The following is a 26,998-nucleotide window of genomic DNA, read 5'->3' on the forward strand; positions in this document are numbered from 1 at the left end:
AACAGGGTGATAGTGATGGAAGAGTTAAATGGAATCCTGATTCTCAATAAACCGGCAGGATTTACTTCTCATGACTGTATTATGAAAGTCAGAAAAATACTGAGGATGAAAAAAGTCGGACATACAGGAACGTTGGATCCGGATGTCACAGGTGTACTGCCTATATGTCTTGGAAAAGCAACCAGAGTTGCGGAGTACATAACGGATGCTGGTAAAGAATACATAGGTGAAGTGACTATTGGCTGGTCCACAACCACAGAAGATGCTTCGGGCGACATGGTGGATAAGAAGGTAATTGAGAAGCCGATAAAACGTACTGAGATTATCCAGATTTTGAACTCGCTCACAGGAACGATTGTTCAAACACCTCCAATCTACTCAGCTGTTAAAGTAAATGGAAAGCGCTTGTATGAGTACGCATTAAAGGGAGAAAAGGTAGACATCCCCTCGCGTAAGGTGAATATTTATGAAATCGAACTTTTGGACGATAGAGAACTATTTGAAGGTGAATCCATTTCGTTTTCTTTTCGTGTCTCATGTGGGAAAGGAACGTATATCAGAACGCTCTCCTGCATGATAGGTGACCAATTAGGTTATCCAGCCCATATGTCTAAGCTCATCAGGTCACGCTCAGCGGCTTTCACCCTTGAGGAGGCAATTACACTTGAACAGCTGGCTTTACATGCGGAGAAGGGCACTGTAAGCGACGTACTGAAGCCTATAGAAGAAGGTGTTCCCAATCTGCCGATTATTAAGGTTTCTAGTGAAATTGCAGAAAAAGTCCGTAATGGTGCTGTACTGACCTCTGACAACCTATCTGCTGAAAATACGGAGAGTCCTTTTGCTATTTTTAATGAACAAGAAGAACTAATGGCAATTTATCAGCATCATCCAGAGAAAAAAGGATTGTGTAAACCGGTTAAAGTTATTCCATTTATATAGTATGATATGGATGGAGATTGAAATTAGAGGGGAATAGAGATGAAAATAATCAATATTACACATCCCCATGACTATAAGCGGGGGGACTTTCCGCCAATAGCAGTAGCTCTTGGTTATTTTGATGGCGTTCATATTGGCCATCAAAAGGTTATTGAAACGGTAAAACAAATTGGTGAAGAAAAAGGGCTGGCAACAGCGGTGATGACATTTGATCCTCACCCATCTGTCATTTTGAATAAACATATAAAGCACGTGAGGCTCTTAACACCATTGCAGGATAAAATTGAATTAATGAAGAACATGGGGTTGGATTATCTTTTTATTGTCCAATTCACACCTGATTTTTCAAGTCTTTCACCACAAAAATTTGTGGATGATTATTTGATTTCATTGCATATTCAGCATGTGGTTGCCGGCTTTGATTATTCATATGGACAATACGGAAGAGGAACTATGGAAACTCTTCCGCACCATGCAAAGGGTATGTTTGATGTAACAACCGTGTCAAAGCAAGATTTTGGAGAGGAAAAAATCAGTTCAACTCGTATTCGAGAGGAATTAATTAACGGCCATACTGAAACAATTAATCAATTATTAAGCAGGGATTTCACTGTTAAAGGATGTATTGTAGATGGAGAGAAACGCGGGAGGTTATTAGGGTTTCCTACTGCCAATATAGAAGTGGACCCCGATTATTATCTTCCTGGTACCGGAGTTTATTGCGTACGTATGAAAGTACGCGGTAATTGGTATAATGGTATATGTAATGTAGGCTATAAACCTACTTTTCATACGGAAAAAGAAGAGATTCCCACTATAGAAGTACATCTATTAGATTTTGAGGCTGATATCTATCAAGAGAGAGTTGTGGTAGAGTGGCATAAACGCATACGGAGTGAACAGAAATTCAGCTCTGTGGAACAATTGGTTACTCAGCTTGAAAAAGATAAACAATTCGCAATAGAATATTTTGGAGTGAATTAAGTACTTGCTTTTTTAACCGAGAAGTAGTATTCTTAATATCGTATGAAAAGAACCTTTCCTTGGCTAAGCGCATCACCAACGTTCGCTCAGGAATAGGGGATTTTGAAAATTTTAGGAGGTGAATTAGGATGGCATTAACGCAAGAGCGTAAAAATGAGATCATTAATGAGTACAAAACTCATGAGAGCGACACTGGTTCTCCAGAAGTTCAGATCGCTGTCCTTACTGAACAAATCAACACACTTAACGAACACTTACGCACTCACAAGAAAGATCACCACTCACGTCGCGGTCTTTTGAAAATGGTAGGTAAACGTCGTAACTTACTTACTTACCTGCGTAATAAAGACGTTACTCGTTATCGCGAATTAATCAACAAGCTTGGTTTACGTCGATAAACTACTCAGAAAAAGCGGGATTTTTCCCGCTTTTTTGTTATACATAGAGGAGAAAGAGGAAAGTTAAAGGGTAATGTCGCTTTTTAACTCGACAACTATGGAGTATACTAATATTAATTTGATTGAAATCCAACAGATCTTGTCAAAATGATGAGAAACAGGATAAATTTTGTAAGATTATTGTAAGTAGAGAGGAGCAATGAAGAAATGGAGCAAACAAAACGCACATTTTCTTTAGATTGGGCAGGACGTCCATTAACGGTTGAAATCGGCCAATTAGCAAAGCAAGCTAATGGTGCTGCTTTGATTCGCTATGGCGATTCAGCCGTATTAAGTACAGCTGTAGCTTCAAAGGAACCGAAGAATTTAGATTTCTTCCCATTAACTGTAAGCTATGAAGAAAAATTATACGCAGTAGGTAAAATCCCTGGAGGGTTCATTAAACGTGAGGGTAGACCAAGTGAAAAAGCGGTACTTACAAGTCGTCTAATCGACCGTCCAATTCGCCCGCTGTTCGCAGATGGGTTCCGTAATGATGTACAAGTAGTCAGTATGGTTCTTAGTGTAGATCAAAACTGCCCAACTGAAATGGCAGCTATGTTCGGATCCTCATTGGCACTTTGTGTTTCTGATATCCCGTTTGAAGGCCCAATTGCCGGTGTTATTGTAGGTCGCGTTGATGGAAAGTTTGTCATTAACCCAACGATCGAACAACTTGAAAACAGTGATATTCATTTAACTGTTGCAGGAACAATGGATGCTATTAACATGGTTGAAGCAGGAGCACAGGAAGTGCCGGAAGAAACCATGCTGGAAGCTATCATGTTTGGACATGATGAAATCAAGAAACTGATTGCATTCCAAAATGAGATTGTGGCTGCAGTTGGTAAAGAAAAACGTGAAATAACTCTTTATGAGCTAGATGCAGAATTAATCGAGGAAGTTAAAGGTATGTGTTTAGAAGAAATGAACACTGCTGTGCAAGTTCAAGAAAAACATGCTCGTGAAGATGCAATCAAAGCAGTAAGAGAAAAAGTTGTTGCTGTCTTTGAAGAAAAAGAAGCTGATGAAGAAAAGCTTAAGCAAGTAAATGAAATCTTGAGTAAATTGGTGAAGGATGAAGTTCGCCGTTTAATTACGGAAGAGAAAATCCGCCCTGATGGAAGAAGTCCTGAAGAAATTCGTCCATTATCCTCTGAAGTTGGCTTATTGCCTCGTACTCATGGTTCCGGATTATTTACTCGTGGACAAACTCAAGCCCTTTCTATTGCTACACTGGGTGCATTAGGAGATGTTCAGATATTGGACGGGCTTGGCCTTGAAGAGTCTAAACGTTTCATGCATCATTATAATTTCCCGCATTTCAGCGTTGGTGAAACTGGACCTATCAGAGGACCAGGCAGACGTGAAATCGGACATGGTGCATTAGGTGAGAGAGCGCTTGAGCCGGTTATTCCAAATGAAAATGATTTTCCATATACTATTCGTCTTGTGTCAGAAGTACTTGAATCTAATGGCTCTACGTCTCAGGCAAGTATTTGTGCAAGCACATTGGCATTAATGGATGCGGGTGTTCCAATTAAAGCGCCGGTAGCAGGAATTGCAATGGGTCTTATTAAAAAGGGAGAACATTATACAGTTCTTTCCGATATTCAAGGAATGGAAGACCACTTGGGAGATATGGACTTTAAAGTAGCAGGTACAGCAAAAGGTGTAACTGCACTTCAAATGGACATAAAAATTGCAGGTCTGACTCGTGAAATCTTAGAGGAAGCATTAATGCAAGCTCAAAAGGGCCGGAATCATATTCTGAATCACCTTACAAGCACATTAGAGCAGCCAAGAAAAAATCTTTCTCAATATGCGCCTAAGATTTTAACGATGGCTATTAAACCTGACAAAATCAGAGACGTTATTGGACCAAGCGGAAAACAAATCAATAAAATTATTGAAGAAACCGGTGTAAAAATTGATATCGAGCAGGATGGTACAATCTACATCGCATCCACTGATCAGGAAATGAATGAAAAGGCTAAAACGATTATTGAAGATTTGGTACGCGAAGTTGAAGTTGGCCAAATTTATCTTGGTACGGTTAAACGTATTGAGAAATTTGGATGCTTCGTTGAAATCTTCAAAGGTAAAGATGGTCTTGTCCACATTTCTGAACTGGCAGAAGAACGTGTAGGAAAAGTCGAGGATGTAGTAAAAATTGGTGATGAGATCCTTGTTAAGGTAACTGAAATAGACAGACAAGGAAGAGTCAACCTTTCTCGTAAAGCAGTTCTAAAAGAACAAAAAGAAAAAGCAGAACAGAAATAAACATGACTTGGTCGGCTAGGAGACATTGGTTTCCTAGTCTTTTAATCATGTTCATATCTAATTATGGATTCTTGCGGTTCTAACCTGTCCTACCTGCTCATACATTTTGTGTGAGGAGGAGAAGAGATGGATAAAAAATTGTTGCAATTTCTTGCATTTTGTACCATTTGCGTTATATCATGGGTGTTGGTGCAAAGCTCATTTATGGACCAATATGTAAAAGGTATTCCAAATGGAACTGTCGCTTATGTTACAAATACAAATGATGAACTGTACCAACAAATTGAACAAGCAGCTAAAACATATAATCAAGAGCCTGTAGACGCTGTTATAGATAAGGTGTGGAAGAAAACACCCGGATACAATGGCATTCAGGTCAACATTGAGAAATCTTATAAAAAGATGAAAACTAAGGGTAAATTTCAGGAAGCTCAACTCATTTTCAAAGAAAACAGCCCTAATGTTCATTTACAAGACTTGTCACCATCGCCAATATACCGTGCGAATCCAAATAAACCCGTTGTATCCTTTATTATTAATGTAGCCTGGGGTAATGAGTATATTGAAGGAATGCTGGACACTTTAAAGAGACATAAGATTCATGCTACATTTGTATTGGAAGGACGCTGGGTAAAGAATAATCCGGATCTAGCCAAGCGGATAGCAGCAGCCGGTCATGAATTAGGGAATCATTCATATACTCATCCAAATATGCAACAATTATCAGCTGCGGCTGCCGAGAAAGAAATCAGCGAAACAAACCGGGTCATCCAGGAGGTAACAGGATATACTCCTAAGCTATTTGGACCTCCGAGCGGAAGTTTTAATGATCGTACAGTTAAGGTTGCAGCAAGTCTTGGAATGGAAACCATATTATGGACAGTTGATACAGTAGATTGGAAAAAACCCACACCGGAAGTCTTAACAAAAAGGGTCCTTGACCACATACATAAAGGTGCGCTTATTCTTATGCACCCAACAGAATCAACATCAAAATCAATGGATATATTAATCAAGAACATTGAGAAGGAATATAAAATTGTACCTGTCAGTGAGGCATTCAAAGAAGAACGTATAAGTCCCTGAAGACTTTCCTGCCTTTATTTTGGCGGGAAAGTTTCTCTATGCTATAAAAATGTATACATATTGGGTATGGTAATAAAGAGGGGCATCATGAATAGGAGGAACATTTGTTGATAAAAAAATATACTTGTCAAAATGGGGTCCGTATCGTATTGGAAACAATCCCTACTGTTCGTTCAGTGGCGATTGGTATTTGGATTAAAACCGGTTCCCGAAATGAAGATTCCTTAAATAATGGAATTTCGCATTTCTTGGAGCATATGTTTTTTAAAGGAACAACAACAAGATCTGCCAAAGAAATAGCCGAATCATTTGATCGGATTGGCGGTCAGGTAAATGCTTTCACCTCAAAAGAATATACGTGCTACTATGCCAAAGTATTGGACGATCATGCACCTTATGCGCTGGATGTTCTTGGTGATATGTTCTTTAATTCTACATTTGCTGAAGAGGAATTGAAAAAAGAAAAAAATGTAGTTTGCGAAGAGATTAAGATGTATGAAGACACACCTGATGATATTGTTCATGATATTTTAAGCCAGGCTGTTTACGAAAAACACCCGCTTGGTTACCCTATTTTAGGTACAGATAAAATTCTTGATACCATTAATTCAGAGACATTGAAACAATATGTCTATAATCACTATACACCTGATAAAGTGGTAATCTCGATTGCAGGAAATGTGGATGAGAGTTTTATCAAGCAGGTTGAAGGTTTATTTGGAAGCTATGAAGGCGGTACAGCACGTCCTGAATTGGAAAAACCAACTTTCCATACCAATAAGATTGTCAGAAAAAAAGATACCGAACAAGCCCATTTATGTCTTGGGTATAACGGTTATGATATAGGCAATGAAAATATTTATAGCTTAATCACTCTGAACAATGTACTTGGAGGATCTATGAGCAGCCGTTTATTCCAAAATGTGCGAGAAGAAAAAGGGCTTGCTTACAGTGTCTATTCCTATCATACCTCCTATCAGGATAATGGTATGGTGGTTATTTATGGTGGAACAGGGGCAAATCAAGTTCATCAGCTTTATGATACAATACAGGAAACTCTTACTGAATTGCGTAATGACGGCATTACTGCCAAAGAGCTTGATAACTGTAAAGAGCAGCTGAAAGGAAGTTTGATGCTAAGCTTAGAAAGCACAAACAGCCGAATGAGCCGTAACGGTAAAAATGAGCTGTTATTGGGTAGACATCGAACTCTTGATGACATAGTTGAATTAATCGATGCTGTTTCGCTTAACAGCGTAAATCAGTGTATAGAAGATATTTTTACAGACTCCTATGCAGCAGCTTTATTGGGTCCGCAAGATGAGTGGAACTTAGATTAAAAAATAAATCTCTGGCAAGCTGGCGTGAACATCCATTGGATTTTGCGCCGGCTTGTTTTTTTGCGTGTTTGGAACAACTTTTTCTTCTAAAAGGATGTCACTCATTCATATAGTGAGATTAAGCAGAATGTGATAGGAGTGTCCTAAAATGAAGCTGAGCGAATTAAGTGGCAAAGAAATTGTGGATGTAAAAAAAGCAGAACGATTGGGCGTCCTTGGTCAAACTGACCTTGAGATCGATGAGTTAACCGGACAAATAACCGCCCTTTTAATCCCATCTGGAAAATGGTTTGGTTTTAGAAAGAATGGTGATGAGGTCCGTGTGCCATGGAGTCAAATAAAAAAGATTGGTACGGATATGGTCATCATTGATATTCCTGATGGAAATTCAATAAAGGAAACTTAAAAAACGCCGAAGGGCGTTTTTTTTTTGTTTACCTCGTTTTTATCACGTCTGGTTCCTGTATTTCATACTATGGGTTGTATGAATTGATCTTTAAAAAATAAAGAAGGTGAAAATCTTCCATGCTCACAGGAATGAATATTGCCGTTCTTGGTGGAGATGCCAGGCAGCTTGAAGTGATTCGAAAATTAACCGAGTTGGACGCAAAGGTATATTTAACAGGTTTTGAACAGTTAGCACATGCATACACGGGAGCAGTAAAGGAAAAACTGGAAGATTTGCCGGTAAAAGAGCTGGATGCGATTATTTTGCCTGTTGCTGGCACAAATATGGAAGGTAAGCTGGATACCATTTTTTCAAATATGCAAGTCATCCTGACAGAAGCTTTTTTAAAGGAGACACCGGAACATTGTACAATCTATTCCGGTATAAGCAATGATTATTTAATAAATATAACGAAACAGGCAAACCGTAAACTAGTTCAATTATTTGAACGAGATGATGTAGCTATTTATAATTCTATTCCCACAGTAGAAGGTACCATTATGATGGCCATTCAGCATACAGATTTTACGATACACGGATCAAATGTGATTGTTCTTGGATTAGGAAGAGTGGGAATGAGTGTGGCACGTGCTTTCCATGGACTCGGGGCCAAAGTTCAAGTTGGTGCCCGTAAATCAGAACATATAGCCAGAATAGAGGAAATGGGGTTAACTCCCTTCCATTTATCTGCGTTGGAATCTGTGGTTGAAAATGTGGATATTTGTATTAATACGATTCCTCACAAAATCATTACCGCAGGAATTATTTCAAGGATGCCGTCCCGAACGTTGATTATTGATTTGGCTTCGAAACCGGGCGGAACAGATTTTAGATATGCAGAAAAACGTGGAGTTAAAGCCATATTAGCACCAGGGTTACCCGGTATAGTGGCCCCAAAGACAGCCGGTCAAATTATTGCAAATGTGCTGGGACAGTTATTGTTGGATGATTTAGGAAATGGAAGGGAGACACCATGATGGATGTTAAGGGGATGAGAATAGGGTTTGGATTGACAGGATCGCACTGTACGTATGATGAAGTATATCCACAAATTGAAAAGCTGGTACATGCAGGAGCCGAGGTTGTCCCTGTTGTCAGTTATACTGTTAAAAATACCGACACAAGATTTGGCAAGGGAGAGGATTGGATAGCAAGAATAGAAAAACTGACAAACAGAAAAGCGATTGATACCATCGTCGATGCGGAGCCTTTAGGTCCCAAATATCCGTTGGATTGTATGGTGATTGCACCCCTGACAGGTGTTTCGATGAGTAAATTTGCAAATGCACAAAATGATTCACCCGTTTTAATGGCTGCAAAAGCTACACTTCGGAATCATCGCCCAGTTGTTCTCGGTATATCGACAAATGATGCCCTAGGTTTAAATGGTGTGAATTTAATGAGACTCTTAAGCACTAAGGACATATACTTCATTCCATTTGGCCAGGATGATCCTGAAAAAAAACCAAATTCTATGGTTGCCCGAATGGAAAGTCTCGTGGAAACGGTGGAATATGCTCTTGAGGCAAAACAAATCCAGCCTATTATCATCGAAAAATACAGAGATTAAAGTGCATGATTTAAAAAAAAGATATCTTATGATATATTTTATAGAAGAATATATTCATTGTTCTGAAAAGAAGGTTGCTCCTTTTATAAAAAATATATAAATAGCTATGACAGCATATCTTATTATTTCTAGTAGTTTACATGAAAATAAATACCTAATTTTATAGGAAGGGGTAACAAACATGAATGAAAAAAAATTACACGTAGCTGTAGTCGGGGCTACTGGTGCAGTTGGACAGCAAATGATTGACACTCTTCAAAAAAGGAATTTCCCTATTGGGAAGATAAGTCTGTTATCCTCTTCTCGTTCAGCAGGTAAACAAATCGAATTTAATGGAGAGACCATAACAGTACAGGAAGCAAAGCCAGAGAGCTTTGAAGGGGTAGACATTGCCCTGTTTAGTGCTGGCGGAAGTATATCTAAAGCATTAGCTCCTGAGGCTGTTAAAAGGGGTGCTATCGTTGTGGATAATACAAGTGCCTTCCGTATGGACGAAAATGTTCCGCTTGTAGTTCCTGAGGTGAATGAGGATGATCTTCGTAAGCATCAGGGAATCATAGCTAACCCTAATTGTTCGACAATCCAAATGGTAGTAGCACTTGAACCAATCAGAAAAGCCTATGGACTTAAAAAAATTATTGTTTCCACTTATCAGGCTGTTTCTGGAGCGGGTGCAGCAGCTGTTGAGGAATTAAATACGCAAGCAAGCGATATTTTAGCCGGTAAGACTGTTAATCCATCTATATTACCTGTTAAAGGTGCGGAAAAACATTATCAGATAGCTTTTAATGCTATTCCTCAGATTGATGTTTTCGGTGAGAATGGGTATACATTTGAAGAAATGAAAATGGTAAATGAAACGAAGAAAATTATGCATTTGCCGTCACTGCAGGTAGCAGCAACATGCGTTCGCCTTCCAATCGCAGTTGGTCATTCAGAATCCGTGTATATAGAAATTGAAAATAACGGTGTCAGTGCTGAGCAAGTAAAAGAAATATTTCTAAATGCTCCTGGAATTGTCCTTCAGGATGATCCCGCCAATCAAGTCTATCCAATGCCGGCAGATTGTGTTGGGAAGAATGAAGTTTTTGTTGGGAGAGTAAGGAAAGATTTGGACGAAGATGCCGGGTTCCATATGTGGGTTGTTTCCGATAACCTATTAAAAGGGGCCGCCTGGAATTCTGTTCAAATTGCAGAGAGCCTTATTCGATTAGGGCTAGTGTAATTATTGAAATGATAGGATATCTTGGCCTTCTTATTTTCTCTAAAGTAGGAAGGCTCATTTTGGGGTGTAAAAAGTGAAGATCATCATTCAAAAGTTTGGCGGTACCTCTGTAAAAGATGCAGAGAGCAGAGAGTATGCGTTTCAACATATAAAAAGAGGTATAGGCAAAGGGTACAAAATAGTGGTTGTTGTATCTGCAATGGGAAGAAAAGGTGATCCATATGCAACGGATTCCTTACTTTCACTTGTTAATGAAAAAGGAATGTACTTGGGGGAACGTGAGCAGGACTTGCTATTATCTTGCGGAGAGATAATCTCAGCGGTTGTATTTACCAATATGCTCTTAGAAAAAGGAATTCGAGCGACTGCCTTAACTGGCGGACAGGCCGGTTTCAGAACAAATAATGACTATACAAATGCAAAAATAATGGAAATGAAGACCGATAGACTGATTGATGAGCTAGGAAAATCAGACGTTATCGTTGTGACTGGTTTTCAGGGTATTGCTGAAAATGGCGATATTACAACGATAGGGCGCGGCGGCAGTGATACATCTGCTGCAGCCCTTGGAGCTGCACTGAAGGCAGAGTATGTTGACATTTTTACGGATGTAGAGGGAATTATGACAGCTGATCCCCGTATTGCGGAACAAGCCAGACCGCTGTCAGTAGTAACCTATACAGAGGTATGTAACATGGCCTACCAGGGGGCTAAGGTCATTCATCCACGTGCTGTTGAAATTGCGATGCAGGCAAAGGTGCCGATGCGAATCCGTTCAACCTATGCTGAAGGTGAGGGTACGCTGGTTACAGGTCATCCGAAACACCGTCGAGGCAGTGATATACAGGAACGTCTTGTTACTGGTATTGCCCATGTAAGCAATATCACTCAGATAAAAGTAAAGGCTAAGGAAGATCAGTATGATCTGCAGGCGGAAGTCTTTACAGCGATGGCGAATTCAGGCATAAGCGTTGATTTTATTAATATTTATCCAAATGGTGCTGTGTATACTGTCTCCAACAACGATGCTAATAAGGCAATTTCGGTATTACGTGAATTAGGATATGAGCCTGGTATCCAATCAAACTGTGCCAAAGTGTCTGTCGTTGGAGCCGGGATAACGGGAGTGCCGGGAGTAACAGCGAAAATTGTTACTCCATTATCAGAACGAGGCATACAGATTCTGCAATCCGCAGATAGCCACACAACGATATGGGTATTAGTTAAAGAAGAAGATTTAGTAGAAGCTGTAAATGCTCTTCATAATGCCTTTAATCTCCATTTAATGGACGATGATCTGTTTGAATGGGAAGAACTTGCGGAATAATAAAATATAAGATTGGAAGTGGAAATATGGGTCTTTTTGGACGCGTGTCCACCGCGATGGTTACACCTTTTGATAATAAAGGGAATATTGATTTTGGTAAGACTGCAAAACTCATAGATTACTTAATTGAAACAGGCACAGATTCACTGGTGGTTTCAGGAACTACTGGTGAATCCCCAACCTTGTCAACAGAAGAAAAAGTGGCATTATTTGAATATGTCGTGAAAATTGTAAACAAACGCATCCCTGTGATAGCAGGAACTGGCTCAAATAATACGTATGCGTCCATCCATTTAACAAAGAAGGCGGAAGCGGCCGGTGTAGATGCGATTATGCTTGTAGCGCCTTATTATAATAAACCTAACCAAGAGGGGCTATATCAACATTTCAAATCTGTGGCGGATGCTACTACTCTGCCGTGCATGATTTATAATGTGCCAGGCAGAACGGTGACGAATATTCATCCGGAAACCGTTATTCGCCTGTCAGAGATTCCGAATATTGTTGCTGTAAAAGAGGCCAGCGGTAATTTAAATGCAATGACAAAAATTATTGCCAACACACCGGATGATTTCGATTTATACAGTGGAGATGATGGTTTAACTTTACCTGTACTTTCAATTGGAGGAGCAGGTGTGGTCTCGGTGGCCTCCCATATAATTGGACGTGACATCCAAAAAATGATTGAACATTTCTACGCTGGTGAAATGGCTGAGGCAGCCCAAATGCACCAGAAATTACTGCCAGTCATTGAGGGGTTATTTTTGACACCAAGCCCAGCTCCTTTAAAGACAGCCTTGCAAATCAAGGGTATGAGCGTTGGGTCTGTTCGTTTGCCTCTTGTACCAATGAATGAAGTTGAACGGAACACATTGATAAATCTATTAAATACATTAAAATAATGCTTAGTTTGTCTGTTTTTAGAGTCTGTTGAGGATAAGCCAATCCAATGCGATTGGCTTATCTATCTATTTAGTACAATTTTATACATATTCTTTTTTATACATGTTTAGTTAGCATTGAAGATGTCTGCTTTTTTTGTTATGCCTATAGCAAACAAACAGCAGTGTATATATATTATGAACCTAAAGAAAAGCATATTTTCAAAAAAAGAACGATAGTCGGAATTCATAGATAAATCTAAAAAGATGATGTCAGTGGCATGCCGATACACTATCGGTTATAATGGATTCAACTGGAAAATGGACGAGTAGTTGATAACAGGAGGAACAATAAATTGGTTAAACAAATTAGACAGAAGATCAAAGTAATTGCATTAGGCGGAGCAGGAGAGATTGGAAAAAATATGTATCTCGTCGAAGTAGACGAAGATATATTTGTGCTGGATGCCGGGTTAATGTTTCCGGAAACCGAAATGCTTGGAATAGATGTAGTAATTCCAGATATCTCTTACCTTATCGAAAATAAAGAAAGAATTCAGGGGATTTTTCTATCCCATGGTCATGAGGATCATATTGGTGCACTCCCTTATATTATTGAGGAATTGGATGCACCGGTTTATGGTACAAGATTGAGCATAGAATTAACAAAATCCAAAATCGCAGAAATTAACGAAAATTTAAATGTTGACTTTGAAGTAATAGATTCAAATACATCCCTGCGTTTTTCTTCTGCAAGAATCACATTTTTCAAAACAAATCACAGCATTCCTGATTCTGTTGGAATCTGTATTGAAACAAAAGATGGTGCAATCGTTTATACGGGTGATTTTAAATTTGATCAGGCTGCCCAGGGACTTTACAAAGCGGAAATTGGCAAAATGGCAGCAATCGGTGAGTCAGGAGTTCTCTGTCTATTATCAGATAGCTCAGGAGCAGAACGGATTGGATTTACACCTTCTGAATCCCTTGTTGCAAGAAATATGTCTGATGAATTTTACAATGCAAAAGGCAGAATTATTGTAGCATGCTATGCATCTAATCTTAACGGTCTACAGCAAGTGTTCAATGCTGCGTTTGATAATCATAAAAAAGTAGCGGTTGTCGGTAAATCTATGGAAAAAGTATTGGAAATTGCCTTGGAATTTAATTATTTGGATGTCCATGAGGATGTGTTGATTCCGATAACTGAGATCGACCAATATGAAGATCGTGAAATAATTATCCTTGCGACTGGATTGCAGGGAGAGCCATTTGAAGCACTGCAAAAAATGGCTAAGCATGGTCATAAACAAGTTAATATTAAGCAAGGTGATACTGTATTATTGGCGGCTAATGCTGTCCATGGCGGAGAATTGCTTATGTCCAGGACTATCGATTTATTATTTAGAGCAGGTGCAAAGGTAGTAGCTGGTAAAAATCAAATCCATGTATCGGGCCATGGCAGCCAGGAAGAGCTAAAAATGATGCTTAACCTCATGAAACCGAAGTATTTTATTCCCATCCAAGGTGACTATAAAATGCTAATTGCTCATATGCGCATTGCAAAATCAATTGGCTTTAACCAAAATCAAATCCATATACCAGAAAATGGTGAGGTTATTGAAATAACAAATGACTCGATTGAAAGCGCTGGAAAAGTGACTGCTGGGAATGTTTTGATTGATGGAAGTGGCGTTGGTGATGTAGGAAATATTGTCTTGCGTGACCGCCGTTTGCTATCTCAGGACGGAATTCTAATTGTAGTTGTGACTTTAAGCCGTGCGGATAAGAGTATAGTAGCAGGTCCTGAAATCATTTCACGTGGATTTGTGTATGTTCGAGAATCAGAATCATTAATGGAACAATCAACAAATATTGTGCGTGAGATTGTAATCAAAAATACTTCTAAAGACCATTTTGACTGGGCCGGAATGAAACAGGAAGTCCGTGATAGTCTAAATCATTATTTGTTCGATAAAACAAAAAGACGCCCAATGATTTTACCAATTATTATGGAAGTGTAAAAAAGGACGTAAATGGCTATCCAGCGGATAGCCATTTTTCTTATTCGGGTAAGTTCCTGGTGAAAAAGATAGGCTAGTTTATGAATTAAAGAAGAATGGGAGAGTGATACATAGTGATTACATTTGAACGCGTAACAGAAGAGAATTTATATATAGCAAAAGAAATGATGGATTCTAATTCTTCCTATTTTGATAATGAGTACGGTATATCGAAAAATAGGGAGGAAGTGTTAAAATTATTAACTCCAAACCAAGGTGATTATTTGATTAAAGCCGAGGATACGTATATTGGACTAACTGCTTTTATGGAGCATAAAGAGGAGCAGCTCGTTACGATTAATCTGATGATCATTCATGCAGATTACCAGGGATTTGGTTATGGTACTACAGCCTACTATGAATTGGAGGATCTATTTATCAAGCGTGGATTTAAAAAAACTACACTGAATGTGAGAAGTGATAACAACAGAATCAAATTATTTTGGGAGAGAAATGGGTATACAGCTAGTGAACAAGATACAAGTAATGAGAAAGATAGGGTTCATTACGAAAAGCATCTAGTTTAGTTTTAAGGTTACAGGCGGCTTGTTATAGAAAAGCCGCTCTGTTTTGTTTCTGCTCACATTTAAGACTGATGATATGGAAGTAATTTCACCAATCAAAAAAAATAAAAAAAATTTAAATGAAAACGGTTTATTCTCTTAGAAATGGGTATTATATAAATAAGAAAGGAGGAAACAATAAAGTTTAACACTTCAGGTGACTCAATCATATAGTGTTCGTTCCGTAAAAGGAAGCTTAAGTAATAAGAGTGAACGATATATGATCGAAACTATTTCTAAAAGGATTATGTGAATCTTAAACAAATGTGATAATGTGGTTTAATTCTAATGGTGAATTCTTAGGAAATTAACTCAAATGGGGAAGGATTGAAAGACAGATTTATACTGGATAGTAAGAAGTTTCAGTATAAAAAAGTCCAGATATGTTTAACCAAAAGCCTTTCACCGGATATTTTTCAAAAGGGTGGAGTTAATAATAATAGGATTCTTACCAAATGAAAAACCAAAAAAGGCAAGGTGATGGTCACAATTGGATAAGAGTGGAATGGTTGTTTAGTTCCACATAATCAGGATTGATTGAAATGGAAAATCGGGTATGAGTAACCAATAATTGAATATGCAGTGTGTTTTCAAGGTAAACGTAAAAGGTGTAAAGAAACCTTTATAATGCGGAACTAACACACTTCAGCTGAAAAGTTTGTACAGAAGTACCGGGCAGTAAAAAGTTATAATCAGCTGATGCATGGTTGAGTCTCCTAAGGTGTTAAACGATTGTTTCTCCTCAAGAATCCTAAATAAGGATTCTTTTTTTTGTATGTACTAAGTGCCCCTCAAATTGAATGGAAATGATTCCGCTGTACATACTAAAGGGGAGAGCGTTTTTGTAGAGGGGGATTAAGAGTGGATAAAAAGTTAGAGGTACCTCATGAGGAAAAGCCAGTGGATGATAATAAGGGAGCTCCCAGTGCACTTGTAGATAAGATACAAGCTTTGGGACAAACCAATGTGCCGCAGTTGCCAAAAGATTCAACCATCCATTGTTTAACGATTATAGGGCAAATAGAGGGTCATGTACAATTACCTCCACAGAATAAAACAACAAAATATGAACATGTTATTCCACAGCTGGTGGCAATAGAACAAAATCCTGATATTAAAGGGTTATTGGTTATCTTAAATACCGTTGGGGGTGATGTGGAAGCAGGGCTTGCTATGTCAGAAATGATTGCTTCTCTATCAAAGCCGACTGTATCTATCGTTTTGGGGGGAGGTCATAGTATCGGCGTCCCTATTGCAACTAGCTGTGACTATTCTTTCATAGCAGAAACAGCTACTATGACAATTCACCCTATTCGTCTTACAGGACTTGTAATCGGAGTACCCCAATCATTTGAATATCTTGATAAAATGCAGGATCGGGTTGTGAATTTTGTGGTCAAGCACTCAGACATTAATGAAGACACATTTAAGGATTTGATGTTTGCGAGAGGAAATCTTGCGAGAGATATTGGAACAAATGTAGTGGGGGAAGATGCTGTGAAAACAGGTTTAATTGATGAGGTTGGCGGAATCGGTGCAGCGATTTCAAAGCTTAACGAGATGATAAGAGAAAAAAGTGACTCTTCGAAAGGAGATTAAATATGACTTTTTATACAATTATGCCTTTGGATACTTTGATGTATGAAGAATTATATCAAGCCAGTCATGAAATGTTTAAGAAGGATGGTATTCCGTTTATTGGTGAAAGATTACCTAATGGAGCAGTAAAGGTTAACCGGATTATCAGTACAGATCCGAATGATTACTTATCAGAGACACTTGCGCCAGGAGCGGTAATTAACAACCTGTAATAGCAGTCAGTGTGTATTATTTATGCTATAATAAAGGGTGAACGGGGTAAAGGCAGCCAAGTTGGCTGCTTTCTTTCGTTTTTAATTCTATATGAAATACGGGTGGTCGAATGAGTAAGAAAAAAAAGAAATCTCGCTCCAAAAAAGGTGACCAAATAAAGTCAACTTTAAAATATGAAATATCGGGACTTTCTATATTTGGGTTTTCTGCGATTGCGATGGCAAAGCTTGGGGCAGTAGGTACTTCATTCGTGTTTCTTTCTAGGTTTTTTATGGGTGAGTGGTACATTTTACTTCTGCTTGGCTTAATGGTCTTTGGTGTGTTACTAATGTGGAAAAGAGAGATTCCGTTCTTTTTTAAACGCCAGCTGGTCGGTATATACTTCATTATTTTAGCAATCTTACTCTCATCACATATTATTTTATTTGAGAATTTGTCCTCTAATAATGGATTTACCCAGCCAAGTGTCATTTTAAATACCTGGGAAATCTTTTGGATGGAATTACAGGGAACTGCAAGTACCATTGATCTTGGCGGTGGGATGATAGGTGCAATCCTTTATGCCGTCTTCCATTTTTTATTTGCAGATGCCGGCAGTAAATTTATTTCATTTTTATTGATTGTTGCAGGTTTAATTCTTATAACCGGTAAAGGCTTAAGTGATTCAATTGGCAAAGTACTTGGTGCGATTGGAAGATTTATCGTCAGCCAGTGGAAATCGTTTATGGCTGAACTGCGAGAGCCTAAGACTTCAAAGAATAAAAACAAAAACCAGAAAGCTAAAAGTAAAAGTGAATCGGTACAAGCTTCCTCAGTACTACAAGATGAGGGAAGTAATCCAGAAAAAGAAGATACACTTGAAGAAAGAATTATTTCGAATTTTGCTGATCGTGCCTATTTGGATGAGGAAATTGATGATAAGAAAAATGATGATCAGATAAGTAAACCAAATGATAGCACAGAAGCTCCTGCTGAACCTGTGCCACATATGAATTTTACAGAAGTTGAAAATGTGGACTATAAACTTCCAAAATTATCGCTATTGAAGTCACCAAAAAAAGCAGATCAAAGTGGAGAATATGAATTAATACATACAAATGCTGAGAAATTAGAGAGTACTTTTAAAAGCTTTGGAGTGAAAGCTAGGGTCACTCAAGTTCACTTAGGACCTGCAGTTACGAAATATGAAGTACATCCTGATGTAGGTGTAAAGGTTAGTAAGATTGTGTCATTATCAGACGATCTGGCATTAGCGCTCGCTGCTAAGGATATACGTATTGAAGCACCAATCCCAGGTAAATCAGCGATTGGGATAGAAGTGCCTAATTCAGATGTAGCAGTCGTTTCATTAAGAGAGGTTCTCGAGGTACAGCCTTCTGAAAAAAGCGGTTCTAAACTATTAATTGCTTTGGGTAGAGACATATCAGGTGAAGCAGTTTCTGCTGAACTGAATAAAATGCCTCACTTACTCGTAGCCGGAGCAACCGGAAGCGGGAAAAGTGTCTGTATTAACGGAATCATTACTAGTGTACTCATGAGAGCAAAACCACATGAAGTTAAAATGATGATGATTGATCCAAAAATGGTGGAGTTAAATGTTTATAATGGAATTCCTCATCTATTAGCTCCAGTTGTAACGGATCCTAAAAAAGCAGCTCAGGCATTAAAGAAAGTTGTTATGGAAATGGAAAGACGTTATGAGCTGTTTTCCCACTCAGGAACTCGAAATATTGAGGGGTACAATGACTTAGTGACGAGACAAAATTTAGAAGAAGGCGAAAAAAATCCTTTATTGCCATATATTATTGTCATTGTGGATGAGTTGGCAGACCTTATGATGGTTGCGTCCAGCGAGGTGGAGGATGCGATAACAAGGCTTGCACAAATGGCAAGGGCTGCAGGCATACATTTGATTATTGCAACCCAGCGGCCATCTGTAGATGTTATAACAGGAGTTATAAAAGCTAACATACCATCAAGGATTGCCTTTAGTGTTTCCTCCCAAATTGATTCAAGAACCATATTAGATATGGGAGGGGCAGAAAAACTTCTCGGTCGCGGGGATATGTTATTCCTGCCTGTAGGTGCGTCAAAGCCAGTACGGGTACAAGGTGCCTTTTTATCAGATCAGGAAGTGGAAGATGTAGTAGACTTCGTGATTTCTCAGCAAAGAGCCCAATATCAAGAGAATATGATTCCGGATGAAGTTCAGGAAACAGTAAGTGAATCAACAGATGACTTATATGATGAAGCCGTCAAATTAATTGCTGATATGCAAACCGCCTCTGTTTCGATGCTCCAAAGACGATTCAGGATTGGGTATACAAGGGCTGCACGTTTGATCGATGAGATGGAAGCTCGCGGTGTCGTTGGTCCGTATGAAGGAAGCAAACCAAGAACTGTACTTGTTCCCAAGGACTTCGATCAAGCTAGTAATTCATAAAAAGAGCAGTATAGATACCAAACCCGAAAGTTAGATTTAAAAACTAACTTTTGGGTTTTTTAGTATGTTAAATAACTGAATTTTGAACTGTAAAGAAATTTTATAAGTGAGTATTTTTTCAAAAAGTTATCAATAATTTTATATTAGGATAATTTATTTATTTTTACTTAAATTCATGTTAAATTAAAATCGAATTAGCAAACATATATATATATAATTATCAGGAAATAATTTTTCCGGATAAGAAGTACATGCACTTATTTATTGTACATATTTGTATAATACAAAAGCGAAAAATTGTACCCAAGTACACAATGCACCATTTAAGTATGGATTTTCTATAATCATTTAACAGATTCATCTAAAACGATGTTATGTGTAAAAGGATAGGGAAAAGCTCATACTATATGGAGCACCGACTAATTATTTTGGAGGTTGTTATGTTGAAAAAGAGTAAATTTGGACTGGCTTTGTCTCTTGTGCTAGCTGCTAGTACCATTCTTGGTGCTTGCGGAAGCAAAGAGGAGAGCAATGAAGGCGGCACGGCCAATGAGAAAAATAATTTCACTGTCGCAATGGTTAGTGACACAGGTGGTATTGATGACAAATCCTTCAATCAATCTGCATGGGAAGGTATTCAAGCTTTTGGTAAAGAGAATGGATTAAAAGAAGGTAAAAACGGCTATACCTACCTGCAATCTGAATCAGATGCTGATTACACCACAAACTTAAACCAACTTGTACGCCAAAAGTATAATTTAATATATGGTGTCGGATTCACAATGGAGGATGCAATTAAAGAAGCGGCTGATCAAAATCCGGATGGGAAATTTGCAATTATCGACTCAGTGGTTGAAGCTGATAACGTTGCAAGTATCACATTTAAGGAGCATGAAGGTTCATTTATTGTAGGTGTTATTGCCGGTATGCAAACAAAATCCAATAAAGTTGGCTTTGTAGGTGGAATAGAGAACCCGCTAATTCAAAAATTTGAAAAGGGCTTTATTGCTGGTGTTAAAACAGTAAATCCTAATGCTGAAGTACAAGTGAAATATACAGGAAGTTTCAGTGATGCATCTCTTGGTAAAGCAACAGCATCAGCTATGTATAAATCAGGTATTGATGTCATTTATCACGCAGCAGGAAATGGTGGTAAAGGAGTCTTCACTGAGGCAAAAAACATTAAGAAAAGCAATCCTGAAAAAGATATATGGGTAATTGGTGTAGATAAAGACCAAGCTGATGAAGGTGAAATCAGCGGTACAGACATGAACGTAACGCTCACCTCCATGGTTAAGCGTGTTGACTTAGCTGTACAAGAAGTTTCAAAACAAGCGATGGAAGGATCCTTCCCAGGAGGAAAGAACGTAGAGTTTGGTCTTGAAAATAATGGTGTTGATATTGCACCGACTAAAGATAACTTATCTGACGATATACTTAAAAAAGTTGATGAATATAAAGGTAAAATTAAGAATGGTGATATAAAAGTACCATCTACTCAAAAAGAACTTGATGCATTTTTAAAATAAGATAAAGGGATAAGGGCCTCGGTCCTTATCCCTTTAATCTCTAAAGGACCTATTAGGACTTAGCAAAGGGAAAATAGTTTTGAGGATGGACCACGATGCCAGTCTTTCGTAATTAGGCTAGAAGAATATGAAAGGTATTTTAGAAAAATATTAAAAGTCAGTCACATGGTACAAAAGGGTAGCCTAGCGATTAGATGGAAAATAGATATTTATTGAATTTTTTTTCAGTTTATGTTTTAACAGAATATTTATAATATATAAACTTTTTTTGTAGGAAAAAAGACTTACGTGAAAAAAAGTCAGATATACCAGGGTTTTTTCGACATTTCCGTGAAAAAAAACGGATAAGGTAACGCTTCCAAAATATGATATTTTTGTGAATAGCTATTTCTTTCTTTGGAAATACATGATAAATTATGAGTGGTTAGTAGATAACATCAATAGAATGAGAGTGGGAAATTTCCTGGGGGAAAAGAGTATGTCTATCAGACACGACAACCGACAATTATATCTGCAAGTAATCGACAAGATTAGACAGGACATAAGAACCGGTATCTATAAGGAGCATGAAAAATTGCCATCTGAGTCTGAATGGGCCAAAATACTCGGTGTGAGTAGAGCGACATTAAGAGAAGCACTCAGAATTTTGGAAGAGGATAATGTGATTATACGCAGGCATGGGGTAGGTACTTTTGTGAATTCCACTCCTTTATTCTCTTCGGGAATTGAACAATTAAAGAGTGTGACAGATATGATTTGCGAAGCGAACATGAAACCAGGAACAATTTTTTTAAACTCATTCATAGAGGGTGCAACAGAAGAAGATATGCGAAGGTTCGACTGTCAAATTGAGGATCAGTTTTTAGTAATCGAGCGAGTCAGAACTGCTAATGGGGAACCTGTCGTTTATTGCTTGGACAAGATACCTGTTCGTGTGTTACCGGAACCATCTCTTTATCAAGAGGAATCATTACTTCATGTCTTAGAAAGAACTGCCGGTATACAAATTACATACGCTGTGGCTGATATCGAACCACATGGCTATCACGAAAAGATTTCACCTATTTTAAATTGCAAATTGGACACTGCTCTGCTTTTACTAAAACAAACTCACTATGATAGTAAGGACAAACCATATCTATACTCGGCCAACTTCTTTAAAGCGGATACATTTCGCTTTCATATTTTGCGTAAAAGAACATAATTTATGCGCAAAATAAGAGAACTACTGCCAAAAAAATATAGGGGGTTAAGACCTTGAAAAAACGCAAATTTGGAATGGCATTGTCACTAGTTCTGGCTGCGGGCACAATTTTAGGTGCTTGTGGAAACAAAGAAGAGAAAGGTAACAGCAGTGAAACAGAAGGTAAGGACAATTTCACAGTTGCCATGGTAACAGATACAGGCGGGGTTGATGACAAATCCTTTAACCAATCCGCTTGGGTAGGTATACAACAGTTTGGTAAAGATAACAATCTTGAAAAAGGTAAAAACGGTTATGATTACCTCCAGTCCAAATCTGATGCTGATTACACTACTAACTTAAATCAGCTGGTACGACAAAAATTTGACCTTATTTATGGGGTAGGTTTCTTATTGTCTGACTCCATTACAGAAGTTGCCGAGCAAAATCCTAAGAGCCAATTCGCATTAATTGATTCTGTTGTAGATGTTGATAACGTGGCAAGTATCACATTCAAAGAGCATGAAGGATCCTTCCTGGTAGGTGTAGTAGCCGCGATGCAAACTAAATCCAATAAAATTGGATTTATTGGTGGAGTTGAAAGTGAACTTATTAAAAAATTTGAGAGCGGATTTATAGCAGGTGTTAAATCAGTTAAACCTGAGGCAGATGTTCAGGTAAAATATGCAGGTGATTTTAATAAAGCTGATATTGGTAAAGCTACAGCACAAGCAATGTATAAATCCGGTATTGATATTATCTACCATGCAGCCGGCGGAACAGGTAAAGGCGTATTTACAGAAGCAGTTAACATCACTAAAAATGATCCAAGCAAAGAAATCTGGGTTATTGGGGTTGACTCTGACCAAGCAGCATTAGGTGATGTACCTGGTACAGACAAAAATATCACATTAACATCTATGATTAAACGTGTTGATTTGGCAGTTGTGGAAGTATCCAATCTTGCTAAGGAAGGCAAATTCCCTGGCGGAGAAAATGTTGAATTTGGTTTAGAAAATGATGCAGTTGATATCGCACCTTCACAAGAAAACTTGTCAGATGAAATTAAAACTAAAGTTGCAGAATATAAAGAAAAGATTAAGAGTGGAGAAATTAAAGTACCATCTACTCGTGAAGATTTAGATACATTCTTAAAATAAGCACTTCCTAGTAAGGGATGAGGATGTGATCCTTATCCCTTGCGATTACCTTGGCTGATGTCAGTCTGACATCAGACCTTTAAGCAATATGGTAAAGGAAAGGTTGCTAAAACTAGATTGGCAACTTTTCTTTTGTCATCTTACTTATGAATCTTCTCTGGAAAAAGGAGTGAAAAAACTGTGGACTATGTTATTGAGATGTTGCACATCCGTAAAGAGTTCCCGGGCATCGTCGCAAATGATGATATCACCTTGCAATTAAAAAAAGGTGAGATTCATGCGTTGTTGGGAGAAAATGGTGCAGGAAAATCCACGTTAATGAATGTCTTGTTCGGTCTTTACCAGCCAGAACAAGGGGAAATCCGTGTAAATGGTAAGGAAGTAAAAATTACAAGCCCAAATATTGCAAATGACTTGGGCATAGGAATGGTGCATCAGCATTTCATGCTTGTTGATACGTTCACAGTAACAGAAAACATTATTCTTGGTAAGGAGCCCACCAAAGGTGGAAAAATTGATTTAAAAGAGGCTGCCCAGGAAGTTAGGCAGTTATCAGAAAGATATGGATTGAAAATTGATCCGGATGCCAAGATTTCTGATATCTCTGTAGGTATGCAGCAAAGGGTTGAAATCCTTAAAACTCTATATCGTGGAGCTGACATTCTTATTTTTGATGAACCTACAGCCGTATTGACACCACAGGAAATCAAAGAGTTAATACAGATCATGCAAAATTTGATCACTGAAGGTAAATCCATCATACTGATTACTCACAAACTTAAAGAGATTATGGAAGTCTGTGACCGTTGTACGGTTATTCGTAAAGGAAAAGGAATTGGTACTGTAAATGTCAGTGAAACGAATCCTAATGAATTAGCGAGTCTGATGGTAGGGCGAGAAGTGGTTTTTACAACTGTGAAGCAGGATGCAAATCCAAGTGGAGAGGTATTGAATATACAAGATCTTGTAGTTAAAGACTCCCGTGGTGTTGAAGCAATTCGAAGCCTTAACCTATCCGTTCGTGCAGGAGAAATTGTGGGGATTGCAGGTGTCGATGGAAATGGACAATCTGAGCTGATTGAAGCAATCACTGGCCTGAGAAAACCAGAATCCGGTACCATTTCTATAAATGGGACTGAAATCCAGAAGAAGAGTCCAAGGAAAATTACAGAAACAGGAATTGGGCATATTCCTCAGGATCGACATAAATATGGTCTTGTACTAGACTATTCAATTGGCGAGAATATGGTTCTCCAAACATATTATCAAAAACCACTTTCAAAATGGGGAATCTTAAATTATAAAAATATCTTTAATAAAGCTCGTACTTTAATTAAAGAGTTTGATGTTCGTACTCCAAGTGAGTATACTCCGGCAAGAGCTTTGTCTGGAGGAAACCAGCAAAAGGCGATCATTGCTCGTGAAATAGATCGAAATCCTGATTTGTTAATTGCTGCTCAGCCAACACGTGGCCTTGATGTAGGAGCTATTGAGTTCATTCACAAACGTTTAATTGAGCAACGAGATCAGGGGAAAGCAGTATTGCTTGTTTCCTTTGAGCTGGATGAAATTTTAAATGTTAGTGACCGTATTGCTGTTATATATGAAGGTTCCATTGTGGCTATTGTTGATCCTAAGAAAACGACTGAACAGGAACTCGGATTATTAATGGCAGGAAGTAAGGTTAAGGAAGCGGGGAAAAGCTAATGTATAAAAGATTATCGAACTTATTAATCCCTGTTATAGCTGTCTTGCTCGGTTTAATCGCAGGTGCTATCGTAATGTGGGTCAGCGGTTATGATCCGATAGCTGGTTATGGAGCTTTATGGGATGGTATATTCTATGATTCCTATGCAATAGGTGAGACAATCCGTCAAGTGAGCCCTTATATACTTGCAGGTTTAGCCGTTGCCTTTGCATTTAGGACTGGACTTTTTAATATTGGTGTTGAGGGTCAGTTTTTAATGGGATGGTTAGGTGCTGTTTGGATTGGAACGTTATTTACTGACCTTCCTAAAATCATCCATTTGCCGCTTGCGGTCATTGTTGCTGCTTTAGCTGGTGCTTTATGGGCATTCATTCCAGGTCTCTTAAAAGCTAAATTTAGAGTGCATGAAGTTATAACAACCATTATGATGAACTACATTTCTCTTCATGTAGTTAACTATATTATCACTTACGTTTTAACAGATAACATGGACAAAACTGAAAAGATTGCTCCATCAGCATCTTTACGTTCTGACTTTTTAGCTGAAATGACGATTAACTCTAGATTACACTGGGGATTTGCGATAGCTATTCTTGGAGCAATCATAATGTGGTTTTTATTAGAGAAAACAACAAGAGGCTACGAATTAAAAGCTGTCGGTTTTAACCAGCATGCATCTAAATATGCAGGTATCAGTGTAGATCGCAATATAGTTTATGCCATGCTGATCTCTGGTGCTTTTGCAGGACTTGCTGGTGCTATGGAAGGACTTGGAACATTCGAGTATATTGGTGTAAAAGGGGCGCATACAGGAGTAGGTTTTGACGGAATCGCAGTTGCATTACTAGGTGCTAATACAGCGATTGGAGTTGTGCTTGCAGCTTTATTATTCGGTGGATTGAAATATGGTTCATTAAATATGCCAATGGAAACTGGAATACCAACTGAAATCATTGATGTAGTTATAGCTTTAATCATATTCTTTGTTGCATCCAGTTATGTTATTCGTCTCATGCTGAGAAAGTTTAGCAAGAAAAAGGGGGTGGAATAAGTGAGTTTTTTAGAGATACTAGCGATACTTGTTCCTTCTACACTTGTTTACGCCTCTCCACTTATTCTGACAGCCCTCGGTGGTGTATTTTCTGAGCGTTCTGGTGTAGTAAATATTGGATTAGAAGGTTTAATGGTAGTTGGTGCTTTTACAAGCATTGTATTCAACTTGACATTTGCAGATACATTTCATGAATGGACTCCTTGGATTTCATTAGTTGTAGCTATGGTAGTTGGTGGGATTTTCTCCCTATTGCATGCAGTTGCATCTATAACATTCAGGGCTGACCAAACAGTCAGTGGGGTAGCCATTAATATGTTGGCGCTTGGAGCTTGTATGTTCCTTGTGAAATTAGTTTACGGAAAAGGACAAACTGATAAAATTGCTGAACCATTTTACAGTTTTGATATACCTGGTTTAAGTGATATACCTGTATTGGGTAAAATTTTATTCTCAGATGTATATTTAACCTCGATTCTGGCGATTGTGATTGCTGTGATTTGCTGGTATGCCATTTATAAAACACCGTTTGGTTTACGCCTTCGTTCAGTTGGTGAACATCCAATGGCCGCTGACACAATGGGGATAAACGTTAATAAAATGCGTTATATTGGTGTTATTTTAAGTGGAATTCTGGGAGCGTTGGGTGGAGCTATTTATGCTTCGACTATTGCTTTAGACTTTACTCATGCGACAATATCCGGACAAGGTTTTATGGCGCTTGCAGCTATGATATTCGGTAAATGGCATCCAATTGGTGCAATGGGTGCAGCGTTATTCTTTGGATTTGCGCAATGTTTAAGTATTGTAAGCTCAATGCTGCCATTCTTTAGTGACATTCCGAATGTATATATGTTAATTTTGCCATATGTATTAACGATTCTGGCTTTAACAGGATTTATTGGACGTGCAGATGCTCCAAAAGCATCCGGTACGCCATATATCAAAGGAAAACGTTAAAAG

General features: G+C 38.3%; 23 protein-coding genes. All 23 read left to right on the forward strand.

Annotated elements, in window-relative coordinates; translation table 11 throughout:
• The first annotated feature begins 15 nt into the window (after positions 1-15).
• The 23 genes from truB to F7984_RS07165 all read left to right on the forward strand — a co-directional run bounded on the left by truB (position 16) and on the right by F7984_RS07165 (position 26,995).
• The gene (gene truB / locus F7984_RS07055) at positions 16-942 is read left to right on the forward strand and encodes a tRNA pseudouridine(55) synthase TruB (RefSeq protein WP_140461285.1); all 927 of its coding nucleotides are present in this window, start codon (positions 16-18) and stop codon (positions 940-942) included.
• Positions 943-981: 39 nt separating this feature from the next.
• Positions 982-1,926, forward strand: a complete 945-nt coding sequence (gene ribF, locus F7984_RS07060) for a bifunctional riboflavin kinase/FAD synthetase (protein WP_140461286.1) — start codon at positions 982-984, stop codon at positions 1,924-1,926.
• Positions 1,927-2,054: 128 nt separating this feature from the next.
• Positions 2,055-2,324, forward strand: a complete 270-nt coding sequence (rpsO, locus tag F7984_RS07065; protein WP_066100335.1) for a 30S ribosomal protein S15 — start codon at positions 2,055-2,057, stop codon at positions 2,322-2,324.
• A 207-nt stretch (positions 2,325-2,531) separates the two neighbouring features.
• Entirely contained in the window at positions 2,532-4,646 is a 2,115-nt protein-coding gene (pnp, locus tag F7984_RS07070) for a polyribonucleotide nucleotidyltransferase (protein WP_066100333.1), read from the forward strand.
• A gap of 126 nt (positions 4,647-4,772) precedes the next feature.
• A complete protein-coding gene (locus F7984_RS07075) occupies positions 4,773-5,732 on the forward strand; it encodes a polysaccharide deacetylase family protein (protein WP_139891223.1) in 960 nt (319 codons plus the stop codon).
• A 107-nt stretch (positions 5,733-5,839) separates the two neighbouring features.
• Positions 5,840-7,072, forward strand: coding sequence for a M16 family metallopeptidase (locus F7984_RS07080; RefSeq protein ID WP_066100332.1), 1,233 nt, complete (start codon positions 5,840-5,842; stop codon positions 7,070-7,072).
• 148 nt (positions 7,073-7,220) lie between these two features.
• On the forward strand, positions 7,221-7,478 hold the full coding sequence (locus tag F7984_RS07085) for a YlmC/YmxH family sporulation protein (protein ID WP_139891221.1): 258 nt from the start codon (positions 7,221-7,223) through the stop codon (positions 7,476-7,478).
• A 119-nt stretch (positions 7,479-7,597) separates the two neighbouring features.
• Positions 7,598-8,497, forward strand: coding sequence for a dipicolinic acid synthetase subunit A (dpaA, locus tag F7984_RS07090; RefSeq protein ID WP_066100326.1), 900 nt, complete (start codon positions 7,598-7,600; stop codon positions 8,495-8,497).
• The gene (locus F7984_RS07095) at positions 8,497-9,090 is read left to right on the forward strand and encodes a dipicolinate synthase subunit B (RefSeq protein ID WP_139891556.1); all 594 of its coding nucleotides are present in this window, start codon (positions 8,497-8,499) and stop codon (positions 9,088-9,090) included. The genes dpaA and F7984_RS07095 overlap by 1 nt, the downstream gene beginning before the upstream one ends.
• 181 nt (positions 9,091-9,271) lie before the next feature.
• Positions 9,272-10,315 (forward strand): aspartate-semialdehyde dehydrogenase, encoded by a 1,044-nt coding sequence (gene asd / locus F7984_RS07100; RefSeq protein WP_140461287.1) that lies wholly within the window; start codon positions 9,272-9,274, stop codon positions 10,313-10,315.
• A gap of 73 nt (positions 10,316-10,388) precedes the next feature.
• On the forward strand, positions 10,389-11,642 hold the full coding sequence (dapG, locus tag F7984_RS07105; protein ID WP_139891220.1) for an aspartate kinase: 1,254 nt from the start codon (positions 10,389-10,391) through the stop codon (positions 11,640-11,642).
• A gap of 26 nt (positions 11,643-11,668) precedes the next feature.
• On the forward strand, positions 11,669-12,544 hold the full coding sequence (gene dapA / locus F7984_RS07110; protein ID WP_066100317.1) for a 4-hydroxy-tetrahydrodipicolinate synthase: 876 nt from the start codon (positions 11,669-11,671) through the stop codon (positions 12,542-12,544).
• Between the two features lie 335 nt (positions 12,545-12,879).
• Positions 12,880-14,547, forward strand: coding sequence for a ribonuclease J (locus F7984_RS07115; RefSeq protein ID WP_139891219.1), 1,668 nt, complete (start codon positions 12,880-12,882; stop codon positions 14,545-14,547).
• A gap of 113 nt (positions 14,548-14,660) precedes the next feature.
• A complete protein-coding gene (locus F7984_RS07120; RefSeq protein WP_066100312.1) occupies positions 14,661-15,113 on the forward strand; it encodes a GNAT family N-acetyltransferase in 453 nt (150 codons plus the stop codon).
• Between the two features lie 936 nt (positions 15,114-16,049).
• Complete coding sequence (locus tag F7984_RS07125) at positions 16,050-16,748, forward strand: ClpP family protease (protein ID WP_373925464.1); 699 nt, start codon at positions 16,050-16,052, stop codon at positions 16,746-16,748.
• 2 nt (positions 16,749-16,750) lie between these two features.
• Positions 16,751-16,960: a YlzJ-like family protein gene (locus F7984_RS07130; protein ID WP_139891216.1), complete on the forward strand. Its 210-nt coding sequence runs from the start codon at positions 16,751-16,753 to the stop codon at positions 16,958-16,960.
• A 110-nt stretch (positions 16,961-17,070) separates the two neighbouring features.
• Positions 17,071-19,404 (forward strand): DNA translocase FtsK, encoded by a 2,334-nt coding sequence (locus F7984_RS07135; RefSeq protein ID WP_140461288.1) that lies wholly within the window; start codon positions 17,071-17,073, stop codon positions 19,402-19,404.
• A gap of 443 nt (positions 19,405-19,847) precedes the next feature.
• A complete protein-coding gene (locus tag F7984_RS07140; RefSeq protein ID WP_066102259.1) occupies positions 19,848-20,933 on the forward strand; it encodes a BMP family lipoprotein in 1,086 nt (361 codons plus the stop codon).
• Between the two features lie 478 nt (positions 20,934-21,411).
• Positions 21,412-22,137 (forward strand): GntR family transcriptional regulator, encoded by a 726-nt coding sequence (locus F7984_RS07145; RefSeq protein ID WP_066100299.1) that lies wholly within the window; start codon positions 21,412-21,414, stop codon positions 22,135-22,137.
• A gap of 53 nt (positions 22,138-22,190) precedes the next feature.
• Positions 22,191-23,276, forward strand: coding sequence for a BMP family lipoprotein (locus F7984_RS07150; RefSeq protein WP_066100296.1), 1,086 nt, complete (start codon positions 22,191-22,193; stop codon positions 23,274-23,276).
• 180 nt (positions 23,277-23,456) lie between these two features.
• Entirely contained in the window at positions 23,457-24,983 is a 1,527-nt protein-coding gene (locus tag F7984_RS07155; RefSeq protein WP_066100293.1) for an ABC transporter ATP-binding protein, read from the forward strand.
• Positions 24,983-26,035: an ABC transporter permease gene (locus tag F7984_RS07160; protein ID WP_066100291.1), complete on the forward strand. Its 1,053-nt coding sequence runs from the start codon at positions 24,983-24,985 to the stop codon at positions 26,033-26,035. The genes F7984_RS07155 and F7984_RS07160 overlap by 1 nt, the downstream gene beginning before the upstream one ends.
• Positions 26,036-26,995, forward strand: a complete 960-nt coding sequence (locus F7984_RS07165) for an ABC transporter permease (protein ID WP_066100288.1) — start codon at positions 26,036-26,038, stop codon at positions 26,993-26,995.
• Positions 26,996-26,998 lie beyond the last annotated feature (3 nt).

The organism is Pradoshia sp. D12, assembly GCF_008935075.1.
Lineage (GTDB): Bacteria > Bacillota > Bacilli > Bacillales > Pradoshiaceae > Pradoshia.

Coding starts and splice junctions, on each gene's coding strand:
- truB (WP_140461285.1), top strand. CDS start 16: ATGGAAGAGTTAAATGGAATCCTGATTCTCAATAAACCGGCAGGATTT.
- F7984_RS07160 (WP_066100291.1), top strand. CDS start 24,983: ATGTATAAAAGATTATCGAACTTATTAATCCCTGTTATAGCTGTCTTG.
- pnp (WP_066100333.1), top strand. CDS start 2,532: ATGGAGCAAACAAAACGCACATTTTCTTTAGATTGGGCAGGACGTCCA.
- asd (WP_140461287.1), top strand. CDS start 9,272: ATGAATGAAAAAAAATTACACGTAGCTGTAGTCGGGGCTACTGGTGCA.
- F7984_RS07075 (WP_139891223.1), top strand. CDS start 4,773: ATGGATAAAAAATTGTTGCAATTTCTTGCATTTTGTACCATTTGCGTT.
- F7984_RS07085 (WP_139891221.1), top strand. CDS start 7,221: ATGAAGCTGAGCGAATTAAGTGGCAAAGAAATTGTGGATGTAAAAAAA.
- rpsO (WP_066100335.1), top strand. CDS start 2,055: ATGGCATTAACGCAAGAGCGTAAAAATGAGATCATTAATGAGTACAAA.
- F7984_RS07135 (WP_140461288.1), top strand. CDS start 17,071: ATGAGTAAGAAAAAAAAGAAATCTCGCTCCAAAAAAGGTGACCAAATA.
- dapA (WP_066100317.1), top strand. CDS start 11,669: ATGGGTCTTTTTGGACGCGTGTCCACCGCGATGGTTACACCTTTTGAT.
- ribF (WP_140461286.1), top strand. CDS start 982: ATGAAAATAATCAATATTACACATCCCCATGACTATAAGCGGGGGGAC.
- F7984_RS07145 (WP_066100299.1), top strand. CDS start 21,412: ATGTCTATCAGACACGACAACCGACAATTATATCTGCAAGTAATCGAC.
- F7984_RS07130 (WP_139891216.1), top strand. CDS start 16,751: ATGACTTTTTATACAATTATGCCTTTGGATACTTTGATGTATGAAGAA.
- F7984_RS07095 (WP_139891556.1), top strand. CDS start 8,497: ATGGATGTTAAGGGGATGAGAATAGGGTTTGGATTGACAGGATCGCAC.
- dpaA (WP_066100326.1), top strand. CDS start 7,598: ATGCTCACAGGAATGAATATTGCCGTTCTTGGTGGAGATGCCAGGCAG.